Source organism: Dokdonella ginsengisoli (genome assembly GCF_042652785.1).
GTDB classification, from domain to species: Bacteria; Pseudomonadota; Gammaproteobacteria; order Xanthomonadales; family Rhodanobacteraceae; genus Dokdonella_A; species Dokdonella_A ginsengisoli.
In genome coordinates this window covers 299,651-320,362 of the sequence record NZ_JBHSHD010000010.1, presented here as the reverse complement: position 1 = coordinate 320,362, position 20,712 = coordinate 299,651, and the positions used below count along the sequence as shown (strand labels likewise).

Annotated in this window: 15 protein-coding genes; 12 read left to right on the top strand and 3 right to left on the bottom strand. The window is 70.0% G+C overall.

Translation table 11 applies throughout. The features are described 5' to 3' along the window. The first annotated feature begins 10 nt into the window (after positions 1-10). The 5 genes from ACFO6Q_RS13685 to ACFO6Q_RS13665 all read left to right on the top strand — a co-directional run bounded on the left by ACFO6Q_RS13685 (position 11) and on the right by ACFO6Q_RS13665 (position 7,247). Positions 11-2,596: a sensor domain-containing protein gene (locus tag ACFO6Q_RS13685; RefSeq protein ID WP_380021664.1), complete on the top strand. Its 2,586-nt coding sequence runs from the start codon at positions 11-13 to the stop codon at positions 2,594-2,596. Positions 2,597-2,651: 55 nt separating this feature from the next. After that, complete coding sequence (locus ACFO6Q_RS13680; RefSeq protein WP_380021663.1) at positions 2,652-3,461, top strand: cyanophycinase; 810 nt, start codon at positions 2,652-2,654, stop codon at positions 3,459-3,461. Positions 3,462-3,526: 65 nt separating this feature from the next. Next, positions 3,527-4,294, top strand: coding sequence for an SDR family NAD(P)-dependent oxidoreductase (locus ACFO6Q_RS13675; RefSeq protein ID WP_380021662.1), 768 nt, complete (start codon positions 3,527-3,529; stop codon positions 4,292-4,294). A gap of 121 nt (positions 4,295-4,415) precedes the next feature. Further along, entirely contained in the window at positions 4,416-4,979 is a 564-nt protein-coding gene (gene yeiP / locus ACFO6Q_RS13670) for an elongation factor P-like protein YeiP (protein ID WP_380021661.1), read from the top strand. Positions 4,980-5,105: 126 nt separating this feature from the next. Next, positions 5,106-7,247 (top strand): WD40/YVTN/BNR-like repeat-containing protein, encoded by a 2,142-nt coding sequence (locus ACFO6Q_RS13665; RefSeq protein WP_380021660.1) that lies wholly within the window; start codon positions 5,106-5,108, stop codon positions 7,245-7,247. Between the two features lie 7 nt (positions 7,248-7,254). Here the strand turns inward: ACFO6Q_RS13665 and ACFO6Q_RS13660 are convergent, their stop codons facing one another. After that, positions 7,255-7,713, bottom strand: a complete 459-nt coding sequence (locus ACFO6Q_RS13660; RefSeq protein ID WP_380022206.1) for an NUDIX hydrolase — start codon at positions 7,711-7,713, stop codon at positions 7,255-7,257. 285 nt (positions 7,714-7,998) lie between these two features. Here ACFO6Q_RS13660 and ACFO6Q_RS13655 point away from each other — a divergent pair, with 285 nt between their 5' ends. The 4 genes from ACFO6Q_RS13655 to ACFO6Q_RS13640 all read left to right on the top strand — a co-directional run bounded on the left by ACFO6Q_RS13655 (position 7,999) and on the right by ACFO6Q_RS13640 (position 16,738). Beyond that, complete coding sequence (locus ACFO6Q_RS13655) at positions 7,999-9,507, top strand: amino acid permease (protein ID WP_380021659.1); 1,509 nt, start codon at positions 7,999-8,001, stop codon at positions 9,505-9,507. 91 nt (positions 9,508-9,598) lie between these two features. Continuing rightward, a complete protein-coding gene (locus ACFO6Q_RS13650; RefSeq protein ID WP_380021658.1) occupies positions 9,599-11,035 on the top strand; it encodes an amino acid permease in 1,437 nt (478 codons plus the stop codon). A 64-nt stretch (positions 11,036-11,099) separates the two neighbouring features. After that, positions 11,100-13,502: a winged helix-turn-helix domain-containing protein gene (locus tag ACFO6Q_RS13645; RefSeq protein ID WP_380021657.1), complete on the top strand. Its 2,403-nt coding sequence runs from the start codon at positions 11,100-11,102 to the stop codon at positions 13,500-13,502. 179 nt (positions 13,503-13,681) lie between these two features. Next, positions 13,682-16,738, top strand: a complete 3,057-nt coding sequence (locus ACFO6Q_RS13640) for an Ig-like domain repeat protein (RefSeq protein ID WP_380021656.1) — start codon at positions 13,682-13,684, stop codon at positions 16,736-16,738. A 73-nt stretch (positions 16,739-16,811) separates the two neighbouring features. Here ACFO6Q_RS13640 and ACFO6Q_RS13635 read toward each other — a convergent pair whose 3' ends face one another. Together ACFO6Q_RS13635 and ACFO6Q_RS13630 are read right to left on the bottom strand one after the other, a co-directional pair. Continuing rightward, the gene (locus ACFO6Q_RS13635; RefSeq protein ID WP_380021655.1) at positions 16,812-18,314 is read right to left on the bottom strand and encodes a DNA recombination protein RmuC; all 1,503 of its coding nucleotides are present in this window, start codon (positions 18,312-18,314) and stop codon (positions 16,812-16,814) included. A 119-nt stretch (positions 18,315-18,433) separates the two neighbouring features. After that, positions 18,434-18,775: a high-potential iron-sulfur protein gene (locus tag ACFO6Q_RS13630; RefSeq protein ID WP_380021654.1), complete on the bottom strand. Its 342-nt coding sequence runs from the start codon at positions 18,773-18,775 to the stop codon at positions 18,434-18,436. 234 nt (positions 18,776-19,009) lie between these two features. Here ACFO6Q_RS13630 and ACFO6Q_RS13625 point away from each other — a divergent pair, with 234 nt between their 5' ends. From ACFO6Q_RS13625 to ACFO6Q_RS13615, 3 genes are read left to right on the top strand one after another with little or no spacing between them, the layout of a single operon-like run. Then, positions 19,010-19,663 (top strand): methylthioribulose 1-phosphate dehydratase, encoded by a 654-nt coding sequence (locus ACFO6Q_RS13625; protein WP_380021653.1) that lies wholly within the window; start codon positions 19,010-19,012, stop codon positions 19,661-19,663. Continuing rightward, positions 19,660-20,226 (top strand): 1,2-dihydroxy-3-keto-5-methylthiopentene dioxygenase, encoded by a 567-nt coding sequence (locus tag ACFO6Q_RS13620; RefSeq protein WP_380021652.1) that lies wholly within the window; start codon positions 19,660-19,662, stop codon positions 20,224-20,226. Before ACFO6Q_RS13625 ends, ACFO6Q_RS13620 begins: the two co-directional genes overlap by 4 nt. 8 nt (positions 20,227-20,234) lie before the next feature. Continuing rightward, entirely contained in the window at positions 20,235-20,681 is a 447-nt protein-coding gene (locus ACFO6Q_RS13615) for a PH domain-containing protein (protein WP_380021651.1), read from the top strand. The last annotated feature ends 31 nt before the right edge of the window (positions 20,682-20,712 follow it).

The following is a 20,712-nucleotide window of genomic DNA, read 5'->3' as shown; positions in this document are numbered from 1 at the left end:
CAGCAGCGACATGAACGACTGGATCGCGACGCTGCCCGCCTCCGGAGAGACGGTCGCTTCGGCGATCGAGTCGCTGTTCGAGATCGCCGCGCGCGGCGACCTGGACATCTCCGCCCGCGCCGCGGTGCTCGGCGCGATCGACCGCCTGCGCCGGCACGACGCCGCTTCGCTGGCCGTCGCGACGCGCTACCGCGGCCTGCTCGAGGCGATCCCCGACGCGGTCACCGTGCACAACGAGCTGGGTGACATCCTCGACGCGAACATCGCCGCGTGCCGGCTGTACGGCCACACCCGCGAAACCCTGCTGGCGTCGAACCTGGTCGATCTCAATCCGGCGCTGCCGCCCGACCACATCCGGCACGTGATCGAGACCTGCCGCCTCGACGAGGCGTTCACCATCGAAACCTCGATCCGCCGCCGCGACGGGCGCAGCTTCCCGGTCGAGATCCACTCCAACGTGTACCTCGACGGCAGCGAGAAGCGCGTGCTGTCGGTCACGCGCGGCATCAGCCACTGGCAGAGCACCGCCAAGGCGCTGCGCGATTCCGAGCAGCGCTATCGCATGCTGCTGAAGATGATCGACAAGGGCGTGCACGTGTGCGACGCGCAGGGCGCGTACGTCTACGTCAACCCCGCCGCGCAGCTGATGTTCCGCCTGCACGAGGAGGAGTTCCTGCAGGCCGCGCGCGAGAGCTTTCCCGGCTGGCGCTGGTACGACGAGCACGGCCGGCCGCTGCAGTCGGCGGACCTGCCGTCCGAGCGCGTGCTGTCGGGCGGACAGCCGCTGGACAGCACGCTGATGTGCGTGCTGCTGCCGCACCGGCACGATCCGCTGTGGCTGTCGATCACGGCGGTTCCGCTGTTCCACGTCGGCGGCGAGAAGCCCTACCAGGTGGTCGTCGCCTACGACGACGTGAGCGAGCTCAAGCGCATGCGCGACGTGCTCGCGCAGACGCAGACGGTCGGCAGCATCGGCGGCTTCGAGCTTTCGCTCGAGGACAACCACCTGTTCTGGACCGACGAGATGTACCGTCTGTTCGACCTGCCGCACGACAACGCGATGACGCTGGACCGCCTGATGACGCTGCTGGCGCCGCACGGCCAGGACCTGGTGACCAACGACATCAAGGCCGTGGCGCGCGGCGAGATCGTGCAGCACGAGCACGAGATCGTCACGCCGCTCGGCCGCCGGCGCTGGCTCAACGTCGCGCTGCGTCCGCTGCGCCGCGGCGGGGTCATCTGGGGCGTCGCCGGCATGTGCCAGGACATCACCGCGCGCAAGCAGCTGGAGCTGGAACTGCGCCGGAAGGCGGTGACCGATCCGCTCACCGGCCTGCCCAATCGCGAGAGCATCGTCGACGAGCTGAACCGGCAGATCATCGCCACGCGCGACCCGCCCGGCCCGACCCTGCTCTACGTCGACCTCGACCGCTTCAAGGTCATCAACGACATCCTCGGCGCCGCCGCCGGCGACCGCCTGCTCGCCGCCGCCGCCGAGCGGCTGCGCGACAGCCTGCCGGAGAACGCGCGCTGCGGCCGCTTCGCCGGCGACGAGTTCCTCATCGTGCTGCCGCGCTCGCTGCGCGAGGAGCAGGCCAACGAGGTCGCCGAGACGATCAACCAGCGCTTCCGCCGCCCGTTCGAGCACGCCGGCGAGGAATACGTCATCACCGTGTCGGTCGGCGTCGCCCGCCATCCGAAGGACGGCCGCAGCGCGCAGCAGCTGGTGCAGCACGCGGACGCGGCGATGGGCGACGCCAAGCGCCGCGGGCGCAACACCTGGCAGCCGTTCTCGGTCGCGACCGAGCGGCGCCTGGAGAACAGCCTGGCGATCGAGAGCCAGCTGCGCAACGCGCTGCCGCGCCACGAACTGCACCTGATGTACCAGCCGCAGGTCGACCTGTCCGACGGCCGCGTCGTCGGCGCCGAGGCGCTGCTGCGCTGGCGCCATCCGCAGCGCGGCGAGCTGCTGCCGCTGGCCTTCGTGCAGCACGCCGAGAGTTCCGGCGACATCATCCCGATCGGCGCCTGGGTCATCGACGAGGCCTGCCGCTCGCTGCGCGAATGGAACGACCGCGGCCTGGCGATCCCGCGCGTCGCGGTGAACGTGTCGTACCGCCAGCTGCTCAGCGAAGCGTTCCTCGACTCGGTCGTCTCGGCGCTGCGCCGCTACGAGCTGCCCGGCGAATCGCTGGAGATCGAAATGATCGAGCGCGTGCTGATCGAGGACACGCCCGACACGCTGCAGATGCTGAAAGACCTGCGCACGCTCGGCGTGCGCATCACGATCGACGATTTCGGCGAAGGCTACTCCTCGCTGAACTACCTGCGGCGGCTGCCGGTCGACGCGCTGAAGATCAGCTACGAATTCGTGCGCCGCGTGCCCGGCAGCGCGGCCGACACGGCGATCTGCGAGGCGATCATCCGCGTCGGCCACGGCCTCGGCCTGGGCATGATCGCCGAGGGCGTGGAGACCGAGCAGCAGCGCAGGTTCCTGCTCGGCCAGGGCATGCGCCTCGGCCAGGGACACCTGTTCAGCCCGGCGCTGGACGCCGCCGGATTCCACGAATTCGCGCGCCGGCGCGAGTCCGGCTGAGCGGCGGCGGCCGCGGCGCCGCTATACTGGCGGTTTCCTCGCCGCGAGCGGTCCGATGCCCGCCAAACTCGCCCCGGACCGCACCCGCGGCCTGATCGTCGCCGCCGGCGACCTGCGTTCGGAAACGCACGACCTGCCGCTGCTGACGCGGCTGCTCGCCCTGGTCGGCACGCAGCCGCGCGTGGTCGTGCTGGTTCCGGCCGACCTGGCCGACGACTGCGCCGATCTCGACAACGTGCTCTACGACGCCGGCGCCGGCGAAGTGCGCCTGCAGGTGTTGCAGGCGCGCGCCGACGCCGAGCAGCGCAGCCTGCTCGACGCGGTCGAGCACGCGCACGTGGTCCTGCTGCTGGCCGAACAGCCGCTGCGACTGTCCACTCTCGTCGGCGGCACCCAGCTCGCGCGCGCGATCCGCCGCCGCAACGCCGAGGGCATGAGCGTGGTCGGCTGCGCCGCCGGCGCGGCGCTGCTGTGCGAGCACATGCTCACGCACGGCGCGGAAGGCGCGACGCCGCGCAGCGGCGGCGCCAGCCTGGCGCCGGGGCTCGGACTCACCAACCGCATCGTCGTCGACCAGGGCGGCCACGCCAGCGACCGCCTCGGTCGCCTGCTCGCCGCGCTGGCGCTCAATCCATTCGCCCTCGGCCTGGGCCTGGACGCCGCCACCGCCGCGGTGATCGGCCCGGACAACGTGCTCGAGGTGGTCGGCAGCGGCGGCGTGACCCTGATCGATCCGGCCGAGATGCGCGAGTCGAACGCCGCCGAACTCGAACCCGGTGCGCCGATCCGCATCACCAACCTGCGCCTGCACGCGCTGACCGGCGGCGCGCGCTACGACCTCGACTTCCGCCGCACGGTCGACTGAGCCGCCGGCGACGGAACGGCTCGGTTAGAATCCGCGCCCGTTTCCCGCAGACATCGGAAAATCCCATGCAGCTCGATCAGGTCAAGGCGGTCATCACCGGCGGCGCGTCCGGTCTCGGCTTCGCGGTCGCGAAGCATCTCGTCGCGCGGGGCGGCGCCGTCGCCCTGCTCGACGTCAACGACGAGAAGGGCCAGGCCGCCGCGCGCGAACTCGGCTCCGCCGCGAAGTATTTCCGCGCCGACGTGACCAGCGAGGAAGGCGTCGCCGCGACGCTGGCGCAGGCGCAGGACGCGCTCGGCGGCCTGAACGCGGTGATCAGCTGCGCCGGCGTGCTCGGCGCCGGCCGCGTGCTCGGCAAGGAGGGGCCGATGCCGCTCTCCACCTTCGCCACCACCGTCACGATCAACCTGATCGGCAGCTTCAACGTCGCCAAGGCCGCGGCGAACCTGATGCAGCACAACGCCGCCGGCGAAGACGGCGAGCGCGGCGTCATCGTCAACACCGCGTCGATCGCCGCCTACGAAGGCCAGATCGGACAGGCCGCCTACTCCGCCTCGAAGGGCGGCGTGGTCGGCCTGACCCTGCCGATGGCGCGCGAGTTCGCGCGCATCGGCGTGCGCGTGATGACGATCGCGCCGGGCGTGTTCCACACGCCGATGGTCGACGGCATGCCGGAGCAGGTCTACCAGTCGCTGTGCGCGCAGGTGCCGTATCCGTCGCGCCTGGGCAAGCCGGAGGAATACGCCGACACCGTCGCCTTCATCCTGCAGAACCGCTACCTCAACGGCGAGACGATCCGCATCGACGGCGCGATCCGCCTCGCGCCGAAGTAACCGGGAACCGGGAACGGGCGATCGCGCATCGGGAGACTGCCGACGCGATTCCCGCCGCCCGCTTTCCCGCCCCTGGCTTCGACGATTCCCCATTCCCGATTCCCCCTTCCCGGCTCCAACCATGAAAGCCTCCGAAATCAAGAAAGGAAACGTCGTCGAGCACGACGGCAGGGTCTACCAGATCCGCGACATCGACCGCAGCTCGCCGCAGGGCCGCGGCGGCAACGTGACCTACCGCTTCATCATGTACTCCGTGCCCGGAGGCCAGAAGCTCGACCTCTCGCTGCGCGCCGAGGACGACCTCAGGGAAACCGAACTGACGCGCCGCGCGGTGACGTATTCCTACAAGGACGGCGACGCCTTCGTGTTCATGGACAGCGAGGACTACACGCAGTACACGCTCGACGCCAGCGCCGTCGGCGAGGCCGCCGGCTACATCGTCGACGGCATCGAGGGCTGCTACGTGCAGCTGATCGACGACGCGCCGGTGGCGCTGCAGCTGCCGCAGTCGGTGGTGCTCGAAGTGGTCGACACCGCGCCGGAAATGAAGGGTGCGACCGCCACCAAGCGACCCAAGCCGGCCAAGCTGTCGACCGGCATCGAGATCCTCGTGCCGGAGTACATCTCCGTCGGCGAGAAGATTACGGTCAATACGACCACCGGGGAGTTCTCCGGGCGGGCGTGATGCAATCGGCGCGCAGCATGTGGCGCCGTGTCGGAATACCGTCGATACTGCCGCATGGCATCGACTGGTGGGGTGAACGCCGTCATGGACGGAACCGCGTTCTTTCGCATTGGGGCAGCGTGCTTGATGCTGATTCTCGCCGCTCCCGGCTCCGATCTTGCGCTTGCGCAGACATGGTCCGGTGGTACGCCCTATGGCGGCACCATAAACGTTCTGATGCAATCGCAGGACGCGCAGACGCTGTTTGCCGGAACCGACGGTGGGCTGTTCCGCAGCGACGACGGCGGCCGGCACTGGGCGCGCAAGCTGACCGGCACACCGGGCGCCGGTCCGGGCAAATTCGCGGCATTCGCACTATCCAAAGCACGGCCGGGACGCATCTATCTCGCCGATTACGGCGGCAGCATCTATCGCAGCGACGACAACGGTGAAACCGTTGCCCATACGACCGTCCTGCCTGAGTCCTTCATTCTGCAACTGGTCGCGGTTCCCGGTTCCGCCGACAAGCTGCTCGCGGTGACGGCGAACTCGGGGCTGTGGTACAGCGAGGACGCCGGCGTCAGCTTCTCCCCCGTCAATGCGGGAATTGATCCAGTGGTGCGCATTCGAAAGTTGATCATTTCCGCGCACGATCCGAGCAAGGTCATGGCGTTCCCGGCGATGAATTCGATCCCGCCTTTGTATTATTCCTTGACCGGAGGTACTGGGTGGATCGGTAGTGATGGAATCGGAGGCGTTGCGATAGTGGGTGCGTTTGCCGATGGCATGGCGTATGTGATCCCTGATTGGCCAGGCGGCGGCATTTGGTGGAATTCGTCAAATTTCAGCGCACCGTGGATGGAGACGTGGTGGAACCCGCCGGGCTCCGCCCCAGCGTGCACCCGACCCAATACAATCCTGCCCAACGCCGTCGACGGAAGCCTCGAATGGGTCGGCTGCCGTACCGGGCTCGTCGGCCTCGTCGAAGTCGTCGCACCACCGATGGTGATCGACGGCGTCCCGGCGTCGATTCGCGACATCCTGCATGATCATATCGATCCGACGCGACTGTGGGCCGCGGCCGACCATGTCGGCGTTTACACGAGTGCCGACTCGGGACGCTCCTGGATCCCGCGCAACACAGGCTTGTCCGGCACGGGCTTCCGCGCCGTCGCCGTGCATCCGCACCATCCGCAGAGAATCTTCGCCGGCTACGCCGACGACAGCACGACCACCACGAATCCGGCGCTGCTGCTCAGCGACGATGGCGGCACCACCTGGACCGCCTCGGACCTGGGAAAACTGATCTGGCTGACGCGTGCGATTGTGGTCGACCCGACGGAGCCGCGAATCGAGGCGACTCCGGTGTATGCAGGCGGAGGCGACAACGACATCGGCGCTGGAATCTACAAGAGCCTCGACGGCGGCAGAACCTGGAATCGCCTTTCGGACCAGTGGACCGGCATGGTTCGCGACCTTCTGCTTGACCCGCGCTCGTGCGCGTCGCCACCTGCATCCGGTCCATGCGTGCAAGGGCCTTTGCGGACGTTCTATGCAATCACCAGTGGCGCCATGCGCGTGATTCGCAGCGACGACGCGGGCGCGAGCCTGATGGATCGCAGTGCCGGACTGCCGCCACAGCTGAACTACGAGAATAATGCCGGCGGCGAAGACGTCCAGCCGGTCGCAATCGCGCTCGAACCTGCGAATCCTGAACGACTGTATATCGGAACGTACATCCGGCACTGGTACGGCGATGGTGAAGCGCCCGCATTCCGCCTCGCCAACGGCGTCTTCCGCAGCACTGACGGCGGCGCGAGCTGGCATGAAGCGAATACCGGACTGCCGCGCTATCCAGGCTCCGTTGACACCGCACTGAACGTCTATGCGATCGCCACTCACCCGGTCGCAAGCGGCCGTGTATGGGCTGCCGTCACCGAAGAAAACGGCAACGACGGCAGTCGGATATTCCGTTCGGACGACGGCGGCGATCACTGGACTGAGCAGGTCGCTTTCCCAAGTTGCGACATCCGGCGTCTGCTGGTCGATCCGCTGGCGACCGATAGCATCTACGCCACTGGTCGCTCCTTGGGAAGCAAGGGAACCGGCTGCGTCCTACGTAGCAACGATGGTGGCGCGAACTGGGATCGCGTCGATGCGGGGCTGCCGGCCACGGCAGTGATGGCTCTGGCCAGCGTCCCCGGCGAGCCTGGCCATCTGGTCGCCGGCACGAATACCGGCGTCTGGCACCTGCGCGGCGATCCGATCTTCGCCAACGGCTTCGACTGAAAGCCGCTCAACGCGGCGGCCGCTCCAGCCAGCGGCGCGCCATGCGCCGCAGCGATTCGTCGGCGGTGTCCGCGGCGGCCAGTTCGGCGACGTCGCGCCAGGCCAGCGCGTGCGATTCCTCGCTGACGGTGAACGCTTCGCTGCCGGTCGCGCGCACGACGTAGCGCACGTCGTAATGCCAGTGCTCGGGCACGTCGCCGCGCGCGGGAATGCGGTGACGGTCGAGATCGAAGATCGTGCGCTCCACGACGAGGCCGGTCAGGCCCGATTCCTCCTCCGCCTCGCGCAGGGCGACGCACGCGAGATCGGCGTCGCCGTCGGCGTGGCCGCCCAGCTGCAGCCAGCGGTCGAGCTTGCGGTGGTGGGTCAGCAGCACGCGGCGGCCGTCGGCGCTGACCAGCCAGGCGCTGCCGGTGAGATGGCCTTCGAGGAGTTCGCGGCAGGCTGCGTCGACGCGTGCGGTCATGAACGAGCGAAACAGCGCGATCGACGCCGACTCGCCGGGACGGGCGACGGCATACGCGTCGAGTGCATCCAGCCAGAGCCGCTGGTGAGGCTGCAGAATTTGCGGCGCAGCAGCATTTTCGGGCATGTGCAAGTTCGCTTGCCGCTCTGTCGGGGGTCGCGTATTTTACCGGCGCGTGAAGGTCGGCGGAGGTCGGCTCGAACGAACTCTCCGACGGTGGCAGCCGCTTCACCTCCTGTCCCGCTCGACCGCTCAAGTACGACAGCAGCCTGCTAAGGGGACGCGATGATTTTCTGGCGAGTCAAACCGCTTGATCAGATTCTTGAAACGGCAGAAAAGAAGTCCCTCAAACGACAACTCGGCGCACTGCAACTGACCCTGCTCGGGGTCGGCGCGGTGATCGGCACCGGCATCTTCGTCCTCACTGCCGAAGCCGGACAGAAAGCCGGCCCTGGCATGATGATCGCGTTCGTGATCGCCGCGACGGTCTGCGCGCTGGCCGCCCTCGCCTACGCCGAGCTGGCCTCGATGCTGCCGGTTTCCGGTTCCGCCTACACCTACACCTACGGCGTCCTCGGCGAATTCATCGCCTGGATCGTCGGCTGGGCACTGGTACTGGAATATGCAATCGGCGCGTCGGTGGTGTCGGTCGGCTGGTCCGGCTACATGAACGGCCTGCTCGCCCACAGCGACCTGTTCGGCCTGGTGCAGCCCGGCGCGCTGGCGCTGCCGGAGTTCCTGCGCAGCGGCCTGTACACCGGCGGTACCTTCAACCTGCTCGCCTTCCTGATCTCGCTGGCGGTGACCTTCCTGCTCGTCATCGGCACGTCCAAGAGCGCCCGCGTCAACTCGGTGCTGGTCGCGATCAAGATCGTCGCGCTGACCGTGTTCATCCTGATCGCGGTGCCGGCGGTGAAGAGCTCGAACTTCGAACCCTTCCTGCCCGGCGGCTGGGGCAGCCCGCTCGGTGGCGTCGGCGTGCTCGGCGCCGCGGCTTCGATCTTCTTCGCCTACGTCGGTTTCGACGCGGTGTCGACGGCCGCGGAGGAAACCAAGAATCCCAATCGCAACATTCCGATCGGCCTGATCGGCTCGCTCGGCATCTGCACGATCTTCTACCTGCTGGTCGGCTACGGTGCGGCAGGTTCGGTCGGTGCGCAGCCGATCCTCGGCCCGGACGGCATGCCGCTGGAACCCGGCAGCGACGCGATGGCCGCCGCCTGCGCTGCTTCCGAGGCCCTGGTCTGCAGCAAGGAACCTCTGGCGCACGCCCTGCGCATGCTCGGCTTCTCCTCGATCGGCAACTGGATCGGCGTCGCCGCGATCCTCGCCCTTCCGTCGGTGATCCTGATGATGATGTTCGGCCAGACGCGCGTGTTCTTCACGATGTCGCGCGACGGCCTGCTGCCCGAAGCCCTGTCGAAAGTGCATCCGCGCTTCCACACGCCGCACGTGATCACCATCATCACCGGTCTCGTGGTCGCGTTCTGCTCCGCCCTGTTCCCGGTCGGCAAGCTGGCCGACACCTCGAACTCCGGCACCCTGCTCGCGTTCGCGATGGTGTCGATCGGCGTGCTGATCCTGCGCAAGCAGCAGCCGGATCGCAAACGCCCGTTCCGCACGCCGCTGGCATGGCTGGTCTGCCCGCTCGCCGTGTTCGGCTGCGTGCTGCTGTTCGTGAACCTCAGCATGACGGCGAAGCTCGTGTTCGTGATCTGGGCCGCCATCGGCCTCGTCGTGTACCGGCTCTACGGCTATCGCCGCAGCCAGCTGGCCGGGGCGAACGCAAACTGAGCCGTGCGCTGCGTGCATCGCTAGACTGCCAAGCCGGCGGCGCGCCGCCGGCTTCGCGCGCCACCCTGCGCATCGCGCCGATGGGAACCCCATGCTCGACCAACTGCTCGCCAAGAAGACCGATTTCTCCGGCTACGACGACGGCGACGGCCCGTCGCTGAAACGAACCCTCGGCCCGTGGGGCCTGACCGCGCTGGGCATCGGCGCGGTGATCGGCGGCGGCATCTTCGTGATCACCGGCCAGGCCGCGGCCGGCCACGCCGGCCCGGCGATCATTCTCTCCTTCGTGTTCGCCGCGATCTGCTGCAGCTTCGCCGCGATCTGCTACGCCGAGTTCGCCACGCTGATCCCGATGTCGGGCAGCTCGTACTCGTACGCCTACGCCACGCTCGGCGAGGGCGCGGCCTGGTTCATCGGCTGGAACATGGTTCTGGAATACGGCGTCTCGGCGTCGGCGGTGGCGGTCAGCTGGACCGGCTACTTCAACAGTCTGCTCGAACACTTCGGCATCGTGCTGCCGGCCGCGCTGACCAACGCGCCGATCGCGTTCCAGAACGGTCACCTGGTCACGACCGGCGCGCTGTTCAACCTGCCGGCGGTGGCGATCGTGCTGGCGCTGACCTGGCTGTGCTACGTCGGCATCCGCGAATCGAGCGGCGCCAACATCGCGATGGTCGTGCTGAAGATTGGCCTGATCCTGATCGTCATCGTGGCCGGCTGGCAGTACGTCAATCCGGACCTGTGGCACCCGTTCATCCCGGAGAACCAGGGCGGCGACAAGTACGGCTGGTCCGGCGTGCTGCGCGCCGCCTCGATGGTGTTCTTCGCCTACATCGGCTTCGAGGCGACCTCGGTCGCGGCGCAGGAAGCGAAGAACCCGCAGCGCGACCTGCCGATCGGCACGATCGCCTCGCTGGCGATCTGCACCGTGCTCTACATCGGCATGGCCGCGGTGCTGACCGGCCTGCTGCCGTACGACCAGCTCGGCACCACCGAACCGGTGGTGACCGCGGTCAAGGCGCATCCGGAGCTGGCCTGGCTGCGCATCGTGGTCGAGCTCGGCGCGCTGATCGGCCTGTCCTCGGTCGTGCTGGTGATGATCATCGCGCAGCCGCGCATCTTCATGATCATGGGCCGCGACGGCCTGCTGCCGCCGGTGTTCGCCAAGATCCACCCGCGCTACTGCACGCCGCACATCAACACCGTGATCACCGGCATCGGCATCGCCGCGCTCGCGGCGGTGTTCCCGCTCGACGTGCTCGGCGAACTCACCTCGATGGGCACGCTGATCGCGTTCTGCGCGGTCTGCGCCGGCGTGTGGATCCTGCGCCACACGCAACCGGACCTGCCGCGCACGTTCCGCGTGCCGTGGGCACCGGTGGTGTGCACGCTCGGCATCGCCAGCTGCCTGCTGCTGCTGAGCACGATGAGCTGGTACAACTGGAGCCTGCTGCTGATCTGGACCGTGATCGGCATGGCCGTCTACCTCGGCTACGGCTACCGCAACAGCCGGCTGCGCCGCTCCTGAATCCCGCCGGCGCGCGCCGGCGGGCGCGCTTGCCGGCCGCGGCGCGAGCCGCCAATCTTGCGCGATGAACCCGACCGAGTACCGCTTCGGCGACTATCGTCTGCTGCCGGCCGCGCGCGAGCTGTGGCAGGACGGACGCATGCTGTCGGTGACGCGGCTCGCCTTCGACTGCATCGCCTATCTCGTCGAGCATCGCCACCGCGCGGTCGGACGCGACGAACTCGTCGCCGCGCTGTGGGGCCGCGTCGACGTCGCCGAAGCGCGCGTGAGCGAACTGGTCCTGCGCGCGCGGCGCACCGTCGGCGACGACGGCCAGCGCCAGAGCGCGATCCGCACCGTGCCCGGCTTCGGCTACCGCTGGGTGGCCGAGACCGAAGCCGTGACGCCGGCGGAATCCGGCGAGGCCCCCGCGGCGGACGCACTGGCCGACGACGCCTCCGCCGAAGGCGAGGCGAACGGAGCGGCGTCCGGCGGAGCGGACGCAACGCCACCGTCCGGCGCCCGTTCCGGTCCGCCTGCAGCGGCGACCGTGCCGCCCGGCACCCGCCGGATCCGGATGGCGGCGCGGCTCGCCGTCGCGGCGCTGCTCGCTGCCGCCGTGCTCGCCTATGCCCTGCGCGAGCGCACGCAGACGGCAACCGTCGCCGCGGCGACGGACCCTGCCGCCGTCGCTGTTATGCCGCTCGCCGTCGATGCGCCTCGCGACGCCGGCTGGGTGCGCCTGGGCGCGATGGACCTGATCGCCGAGCGGCTGCGCTCGGCGGGCCTGGCGGTGCCGCCGAGCGAAAACGTGCTGCTCGCGCTGCGCGGCGCGGACGCTGCGGTCGAGCCGCCGGAACGGGACGAACTGGCGCGCCGGCTCGGCGTCGGCACCCGCGTCGAAGGCAAGGCGAGCCGGACGCCGTCGAACTGGAAGATCGAACTCGACGCCAGCGTCGGCGGCGTGCTTCACCACGTCGAGGCCGAGCACGCCGACGTGATCGAGGCCGCGCGACGAAGCGCCGACCTGCTGCTGGCCGCGCTCGGCCGCTCCATTCCGGCCGACTCGCACGAAAGCGTCGCGACCGAGGAGCGCCTGCAGCAGGCGCAGGCCGCCCTGCTCGCGAACGAACTCGACACCGCGCGCGCGATCCTCGAGGCGATTGCCGAGCCGGAGCGCAACAGCCCGCAGGTCGCCTACCGCCTGGCCCAGGTCGATTTCCGCGGCGGCCGCCTCGACGAGGCGGAAGCGCGACTGTCCCGGCTGCTGGACGACCCCGCCGTGCGCGCCGATCCGCTGCTGCAGGCGCGTGCGCAGACCGTGCGCGGCAAGGTCGCGTTCCGCCGCGCGGACTTCGAGGCGGCCGAGCGCGACCTCGACGCGGCGCTGGACCGTCTGGACGGCCGCGAGGCCGTGCGCGAGACCGCCGACGCCCTGGCGACGCGCGGCGCGAGCCGCGTCGGACTGCACCGTTTCGACGGGGCGGCCGCCGATCTGGGCCGTGCGCGCAGCCTGTTCCAGGAAGCCGGCGACCGCATCGGCATCGCCCAGGCGGACACCAACCTCGGCCTGCTCGAGGCCGAGCGCGGCCGGCCCGAGCGTGCGCTTTCGTATCTGCTCGGCGCGGCCGAGCAGTTCGAGGCCGCCGGCGCGATCGAACGCGTCCTCGCCGTGCGCACCAGCACCTTCGACGTGCAGGTGATGCTGCTGCGCTGGGCCGATGCCCTGGCCACCAGCGAACGCCAGTGGCAGATGCGCGACCATGCCGCCGATCCCGGGCTGGCCTTCCTGATCGGCGTCGACCGGGCACGGGCGCTGACCGGGCTGGGCCGCTACCGCGAGGCGCGCGCGCTGCTGGCGGACCTGCAGCCGCGCGCCGCCGGCATGCGCGCCACCGTTTCGCGCTACCTGCATGCCGCCGAAGCCGAGCTGGCCTGGCGCGAGGGGCGGATGGGCGACGCGGTCGCCACCGCGGACCGCACGCTGGCGCAGTGGCCCGACGACGGCGACGGCCAGCGCGCGCGCATCGTGCTGGTGCGGCAGCGGGCGCTGATCGCCGATCGCGGCGCGCGCGCGGATCTCGCCGCGGAACCCTCCGCGGCGGCGGACGGTACCCGGGAAGGCTCGGCGATGCTGGCGGTCGCCGCCGCCGAGCGGGACCTGCACCTGCAACGCCACGATGCCGCCGAACGCGCCTACCGGACCGCCCTGGAGGCCGCCGAGGCCGCCGGCGCTCCGATCGAAATCGCCGGCGTCGCGACTTCCTATGCGGCGTGGCTGATCGCCGCCGGGCGCCTGGACGAGGCGAGCGCGCTGGCCGGGCGCGTCGCGGCCTGGGCCGGGCGCGACTTCGACTGCGCCCTGCTCCAGGTGTCGGTGTATCGCGCACGCGGACATCGCCAGGCCTGGGTCGATGCCCTGCGCCAGGCCCGCGCGCTGGCCGGGGAGCGAACCATACCGGCCGGCCTTTCCTCGCCGCCGGCCTGAGCGCGGTGCGGGCCGGCGGGCGGCCGCCCCGCCCGCTCGAAGCGCCCGGCAATCGCCCTGCCATCGATCTGCAATAGGTTCCGATAGCCGCGGCCGCGGCTCGCGACTACGGTCGCAACGCCTGCGGGACGGCGGCTCGGCGAGCTCTCCGGCCCAGGCCATCACTACGGGGAACCTCGATGAAACCTGATTGCATCACGATGGCGGCCGCGGCCGGTTCGCCGCTGCGGGCAGCGTCCCGGACACCGCGTCATTCTTCCGCCTTCGCGCCCGAGCCCGGGCGCGCGGCACGCTCGCTGCGCCTGTGCGCCTGGGCGATCTGCACCCTCTTCGCGCTGCTCGTTTCACTGCCGGCCGTGGCCGGCAGCGTGCCGAGCACCGTCACCCTGACCAGCAGCGCGAACCCGGGCGTGTTCGGGCAGCTCGTCTTCCTGACCGCCACCGTGACCTCGGGCGACGCGGCCACGCCGAGCGGCCAGATCACCTTCTACGACGGCGCCAACGAGATCATCACGTTCGATCTCGACGCCGGCGGCCAGGGCGTCCTGCTGATCACCTCGACCATGGCGCCCGGTCCGCATCCGGTCACCGCCCGCTACGCCGGCGACGGCGTGCACGCACCGGCGACCTCGGACGTGCTGGTGCAGGTCATCACGCCCCCGGCCAGCCAGACCACCCTGACCAGCAGCCTCAATCCCTCGATCGCCCGCCAGGCGGTGACGTTCACCGCCAGCGTCGCGTCCGGCCACTGGCAGGCGCCCACGCCGACCGGCACCGTCACCTTCCTCGACGGCGACGTTCCGCTGGGCAGCGCGACGCTCGACGCCTCCGCGCGCGCGACGCTGACCACCACGACGCTCGAAGCCGGCTCGCACGCGATCAAGGCGGTCTATGCGGGCGACTCCGGCAATCTCGCCTCGACCTCGACCGCGCTGGAGCAGACCGTCGAGCCGGCGACGCTCGACGTCGCCGTCACCCTGAGCACCGATCCGCCGCCGGCCTGCGGCGCCACCCCGGATCTCGCCGTCGTCGCCGGCACGCAGGTCAACTACTGCTTCACCGTGACCAACCACACCGCCGAGACCCTGCGCTACCACACGCTCAGTTCCGGCCGATACGAATTGTCGGGCACCCAGAACGGAGACGCGTTCCTGGACGTCCTGTTCGAACTCGAGATCGCCCCCGGCGCCAGCGGGCGCTACAACAAGGTCGTCACCGCCGGCCAGGTGAACGACCTCGCCTTCACCTGGACTGCCCAGTCCGCGCCGCCGACGTACGCGATCGACGACGGTGCGCCGCTGGACTACGTCGACATCGGCGCGAGCGGCGTGTTCGTCGAGGGCAGCGCCTACGTGCCGTTGCCGTTCGAGTTCACCCTGTACGGCCGCACCTTCAGCGGCGGCGCGGTCGACGCGCTGTGCGTGTACAACAACGGCGCGGCGCAGTTCGTCACCCATCCCGAGCAGTGCGGCGGCAACTTCCCGCTGTTCGGCAGCGACGACTGGTTCCCGCCGCCGCCGGATGCGAACGACAGCCTGCTGCCGCACTGGGACAGGCTCGGCGGCGCCGGCAGCGTGCAGTACGCCACCGTCGGCGAGGCGCCGAACCGGCGCTTCGTGGTGGAGTGGCGCGGCAAGAACCACGCGAACGAGGAAGACCTGGGCCTGGGCTGCGACGCCGCGCCGGCGGACTGCGGCATCACGTTCGAGCTGATCCTGGACGAAGCCGGCGGCGCCGTCTCCTTCAGCTACGTCGACGTCGAGTTCGACACCGAAGGCGGCGACGTGCTGAACATCGACCACGGCGCCTCGGCCGGTGTCGCGCTGATCGACACTTACCGCGGCCTGCGCCAGGAATACTCGGTCGAGCAGCCGCTGCTCGCCGACGGGCGCACCGTGCGCTGGACGCCGCAGCACGCGCCGTACCTCGCCCATGCGCAGAACCGCCTCGAAATCGGCACGCCGCGCATCGCCGCCACGCCGTCGACGATCGCGGCGACCGCCGCTCCGGGCGACGTGCTGATCCGCCAGCTCGGCATCCGCAACAACGGCAACCATGCGCTGGAATGGAGCCTGGGCCGCGTGGCGTCCGACGCGCATTTCCCTCGCCAGTCGCGGCACGTCGTGCCGGTCGGCGATCCGAACCGGACCTCGCTGGCGCGCCCGCCCGTCGACACGGCTGCGACGGCCGCGGCGCCGATCGATCCGTCGGCGCCGCCGCAGCTGTCGGGCGTGTTCGGCCTGCCCGCCTACGGCGTGAAGACCGAGCCGGGACGGTTCATCGAGCTGGTCGGCGTGGACGCGGCCAACCCGGGACCGTTCATACGCGTGGGCATCACCCAGGACACGCTGGCCGGCGACTTCGTCGGCAACGACTTCAGCCGCGAATACGTGATCACGCAGTGCCTGTCGGTTGCCGAGGAATGCTTCGACACGATCGACACCGCGACCGGCGAGCTCGGCGAGATCGCCGCGATCCGCACGCCCGACTTCTCTCAGGGCTGGACCGGCATGGCCTGGGATGCGACCACGCACACGCTGTTCGCCTCCGCCTCGACCTGCGGCCGCACTGACCAGAACCGCTCGTTCCTGCACCGCATCGACCCGGCGACGGGCATTCCCAGTGCCGTCGCCGAGATCGACACCGGCGCGGCGGTGTGCATCGCCGACGTCGCGGTCGCGCCGAACGGCCTGATGTACGGCCTGGATCTGTACAACGATGCGCTGGTGGCGATCGACAAGGAAAGCGGCGCGGCGCAGGCGATCGGATCGATCGGCTTCGACGCGAACTACCGCCAGAGCATGGACTTCGACGACGCCAGCGGCGTGCTCTACCTGGCCGGGTCGTCCGATCCGCTGCCGCCGCTGACGGCGATGTACACCCTCGACCTGGCGACCGGCGCGGCGACGCGCAGCGGCCGCTTCGACTACGGCTATCCCGGCACCTGGATGACGCTCGCCGGCCTCGCCATCGCCACGCCGGGCGGAGCCTGCGCACGGCCGGGCGAGGTGCCATGGCTGTTCTACGACCAGGTCGACGGCACCACCGCGCCCGGAGCCGAGTCGACCGCGCGCGTCGTGCTCGACGCGACCGGCCTGGAAGCGGGTCGCCATTCGGCGCAGCTGTGCATCCACAGCAACGATCCGGCCCGGGCGATGCTGCAGGTGCCGGTCGAGCTGGTGGTGGAGGACGCCGTCGACTCACTGTTCGCCGACGGCTTCGACGGCGCGCCGTAGCCGGATTGCTCCACGGCGCCGCCCGGGTCGTCCGGGCGGCGCCGGGAATCGGCACTTTCCCTGTTTCGCGGGATCAGCCGGAGGGCGTGGACGAAGAATCGTCTTCCGGCGCCGTGCCGGCCGCGCTCAACAGCCCCGGCGGCAGTGCCTTCTTTACCGGCGCGCCCATCTCGGCCAGGCTCTGCACCTGCAGCAGCACGCTGCCCTTGCCACCCTCGGTCAGCCGGCGCAGCGCGCTCGCATGCGCGCGCTGCGCCTTGTCGAGCTGGCCGCCGAGCGCCTGCAGTTCGTCGACGAGCATGGCGAAGTTGTCGTGCAGGTTGGCCGCACGCTTGGCGATCTCCATCGCATTGACGTTGCGCCGCTCGATGCGCCACAGGTGGGCCACCGTGCGCAGCGTCGCCAGCAGGGTGCTCGGGCTGACCAGGGAGATGTTCTTCGCCAGCGCCTGCGTGTAGAGGCGGTCGTCTGCGCGCACCGCTTCGATGAAGGCGGCCTCGACCGGCACGAACAGCAGCACGAAATCGAGCGTGCGCAAACCTTCGATGCCGCTGTAGTTGCGCGACGACAGGCCGTCGATGTGCCGGCGCAGCGAGGCGACGTGCTCGCCCAGCGCGGCGGCGCGTTCGCCCTCGTCGACGGCGGCGACGAAGCGCTCGTAGGCGACCAGCGACACCTTCGCGTCGACGACGATGTCCTTGTCCTCGGGCAGGTGCACGATCACGTCGGGACGCTGGCGGCCGCCGTCGCCGTCGGCATAGCTCGCCTGCGTCTCGTACTCGCGCCCGGCCTGCAGGCCGGAGGCTTCCAGCACGCGCTCGAGCACGAGTTCGCCCCAGGCGCCCTGCGAGCGCGTGTCGCCCTTGAGCGCGCGCGTGAGGTTGATCGCGTCCTCGCTGATGCGCTGGTTGAGCTGCTTGAGGGTCTGGATCTCCTGCGCCAGCATGCCGCGCTCGCGCTGCTCGCTGGCGTGCGTGGCGTGGATCGTCTCGCGGAATTCCTTCAGCTGCAGCTTGAGCGGATCGAGCAGGCCGCCGAGCTGCTGCGAGCTCTGCTCGCGGAAGCGCTCGGCCTTGTCGTCGAGGATCTGCCCGGCCAGGTTGCGGAACGACTCGCGCAGGCGCTGCTCGGCCTGCTCCAGCAGCTGCAGCTTGTCGGCCGCAGCCTGCGCCTGCTCCTTCGCGCCGGCCTCGAGCGCGGCGTGCGTGCGCGTGAGCTCGACCAGCCGCCCCTGCGCGTCGTCGCGGCTGCGGCGTGCGTCGGCGAGCTGATGGCCGAGCTGCTCGGCCTGCGACTGCTGCGCGGCCGCGTGCGCGGTCAGCTTGCGCAGGTTCTGTTCGGCCGCCGACCAGTCGCGCTCGTAGCGCTGCAGGCGTTCGGCGAGTTCGTCGGCGCGCGCCGCGGCGGCCTCGCGCTGTCCGGCGAGGACCGCCACGTCGGTGTCACGGCTGCTGCGGCCGGCCTCGTGCGCACGCGCGACCCAGCGCCGCGACGCCAGGTACAGCAGCAGGAGACCGACGACGAAACCGGCCAGGGCGGCAAGGCCGAGCAGGACGGGAAGCGGAAGATCTGGCACGCACGACACCCGAGGCGAAGAACCGGGGGCGATTGTGACAGCGGCACGTCTCGATTGCCGAGACGGGTGAACGCGTCATCGGACCTTTCCAGATGGAAAGGTCCGATGACGCAGGCGGATCAGGCCTTCTTGGCGTGGCTCGCGCACCAGCCCTTGGAGGCGACGGACTTGCCCGGGAACAGCTGGCAGGGACCGTACGCATCGCCGGCCTTGCCGGTGTAGAACTGGCAGTTGGCGCAATCGTCACCGGCCTTGTAGGCGGCGTTGCCGGACGCCTTGCTCGCGTCCTCGACGTAGTTGAGCGCCTTGGCGGTCGCATCGGTGGCCGCGTCGACGTGCGGCAGGTCCTGCGCGCGCGCCACCTGCGGCAGTACGACGGCGGCGACCGGAGCCGCGACGGCGGCGGTGGCGGCGAGTTTCAGGAAACGGCGTCTGGCCTGGCTTTCGGCTGGGTTCGACATGGTGACTCCTCAGTGTGTGTTTTGCATCGGGCCGGACGGCCCGGGAAAGACCAACTTCCTCTCTCGAAAAGCGTCCGGAGCTTAGCGCCTGCCCGCAGCGCCCGCACGCTGCTGCGCAGCTTTGCCGCAGCTCCGGTCGGCGCACCGTAGCCGCGCGGCGATGACTGCGTGATGAAGGCGGGCCTTCATGCGGCTCCGGTATAGTGCCCCTCCTCCCGATCACCCGCCGCACGCATGAAAGACGACGCCTACGCCATCGACCGCGACCGCCTGCAGGAGTGCGCACGGCAGATCGCCGACGCCGGCCGCGAGCTCGGCGCGCGCGGCTGGACGCCGGCGACCAGCAGCAACTTCTCGATGCGCCTGGACGCGGACCACGCCGCGGTGACGATTTCCGGCCGCGACAAGGGCCGCCTCGGCATCGACGACATCATGGTCGTGGACCTCGCCGGCCGCCCGATCGGCACCGATGCGCGCCCGTCGGCCGAAACCGCGCTGCACACGCAGGTCTACCGCCGCTTCGCGCAGGCCGGCGCCGTGCTGCACACCCATTCGCGCACGCAGACGGTGGCTTCGCGCCTGTACGCCGGCGCCGGTGCGATCCGCTTCGAGGGCTGGGAGCTGCAGAAGGCGATCAGCGGCTACACCACGCACGAGAGCGTGCTGGATCTTCCGGTCTTCCCGAACACGCAGGACATGGCCGAGCTGGTGGACCGCGTCGACGCCTGGCTCGACGCCGGCCGCCCGCTGCACGGGTACTTGATCGACGGCCACGGAATCTATACGTGGGGTCGCGATATGGGCGAAACCAAACGCCATCTCGAAGCGTTCGAGTTCCTGCTAGCGTGCGAGCTCGACCTGCTGCAACTGCGAGGAAAACAGGCATGAGCCGTCTGCGCATCTACCAGGAATCCCGCGGCGGGGCGCCGCTGTCCGTGCACACCGAACACGCCGACGTCGCGCGCGAACTGCGCGCCGTCGGCATCCGCTTCGAGCAGTGGGAGGCATCCGCGCCGATCGAGCCGGGCGCCAGCCAGGACGAGGTGATCGCCGCCTACCGCGCCGACATCGAGCGCCTGATGACCGAGGAAGGCTACCGCGCCGTCGACGTGATCAGTCTGAAGCCGGACCACCCGGAGCGGGCCGCATTCCGCAAGAAGTTCCTCAACGAGCACACGCACAGCGAGGACGAGGTGCGCTTCTTCGTCGCCGGCGCCGGCCAGTTCACGCTGCACATCGGCGACAAGGTCTACGAGGTGCTGTGCGAGCAGGGCGACCTGATCGGCGTGCCCGACGGCACGCGGCACTGGTTCGACATGAGCGAGTCGCCCTACTTCGTGGCGATCCGCCTGTTCACCAACGTCGAGGGCTGGGTCGCCAGCTTCACCGGCAGCGACATCGCCGAGCAGTTCCCGCGCATGTCGCCGCACGCCTCGGCCGGCGCCGCCTGAGCCGCATCGTGTCCTACCTCGACGAATCGCTGGCGCCGGGCGAGGTCATCGCCGGCCGCTTCGACCTGCACTGGACCGCCAAGTGGCGGCTGATCGTGTTCCTGCTGCTGGCGATCCCGACGCTGGGCCTGGCCCTGCTCGCGGCGCTGTACGAGTGGATCCGCCTGCGCTCCATCGAGCAGGGCGTGACCAACCGCCGCGTCGTGCGCAAGACCGGCATCGTCAGCCGCAGCACCGAGGAGCTTCGCCTGGCCTCGATCGAGACGATCGACCTGCGCCAGAGCATGTGGGGACGCCTGCTCGGCTTCGGCGACGTGGTGCTGACCGGACGCGGCGAGAGCGCGATGATCTTCGCGCAGCTGGCCGATCCGCTCGGCGCCAAGCGCGCGATCGAAGGCGCCTACGCCGCGCACGTCGAGGACACCCGCGCGCGCCAGCCGGCCGCCTCGCCGTGACTTCCCCGACGCCGCGAACACGCAAAGGAAT

Coding starts and splice junctions, on each gene's coding strand:
- ACFO6Q_RS13660 (WP_380022206.1), bottom strand. CDS start 7,713: ATGACCGCACGCGTCGACGCAGCCTGCCGCGAACTCCTCGAAGGCCAT.
- ACFO6Q_RS13680 (WP_380021663.1), top strand. CDS start 2,652: ATGCCCGCCAAACTCGCCCCGGACCGCACCCGCGGCCTGATCGTCGCC.
- ACFO6Q_RS13675 (WP_380021662.1), top strand. CDS start 3,527: ATGCAGCTCGATCAGGTCAAGGCGGTCATCACCGGCGGCGCGTCCGGT.
- ACFO6Q_RS13625 (WP_380021653.1), top strand. CDS start 19,010: ATGAAAGACGACGCCTACGCCATCGACCGCGACCGCCTGCAGGAGTGC.
- ACFO6Q_RS13630 (WP_380021654.1), bottom strand. CDS start 18,775: ATGTCGAACCCAGCCGAAAGCCAGGCCAGACGCCGTTTCCTGAAACTC.
- ACFO6Q_RS13655 (WP_380021659.1), top strand. CDS start 7,999: ATGATTTTCTGGCGAGTCAAACCGCTTGATCAGATTCTTGAAACGGCA.
- ACFO6Q_RS13685 (WP_380021664.1), top strand. CDS start 11: ATGAACGACTGGATCGCGACGCTGCCCGCCTCCGGAGAGACGGTCGCT.
- ACFO6Q_RS13645 (WP_380021657.1), top strand. CDS start 11,100: ATGAACCCGACCGAGTACCGCTTCGGCGACTATCGTCTGCTGCCGGCC.
- ACFO6Q_RS13650 (WP_380021658.1), top strand. CDS start 9,599: ATGCTCGACCAACTGCTCGCCAAGAAGACCGATTTCTCCGGCTACGAC.
- yeiP (WP_380021661.1), top strand. CDS start 4,416: ATGAAAGCCTCCGAAATCAAGAAAGGAAACGTCGTCGAGCACGACGGC.
- ACFO6Q_RS13640 (WP_380021656.1), top strand. CDS start 13,682: ATGAAACCTGATTGCATCACGATGGCGGCCGCGGCCGGTTCGCCGCTG.
- ACFO6Q_RS13665 (WP_380021660.1), top strand. CDS start 5,106: ATGCTGATTCTCGCCGCTCCCGGCTCCGATCTTGCGCTTGCGCAGACA.
- ACFO6Q_RS13620 (WP_380021652.1), top strand. CDS start 19,660: ATGAGCCGTCTGCGCATCTACCAGGAATCCCGCGGCGGGGCGCCGCTG.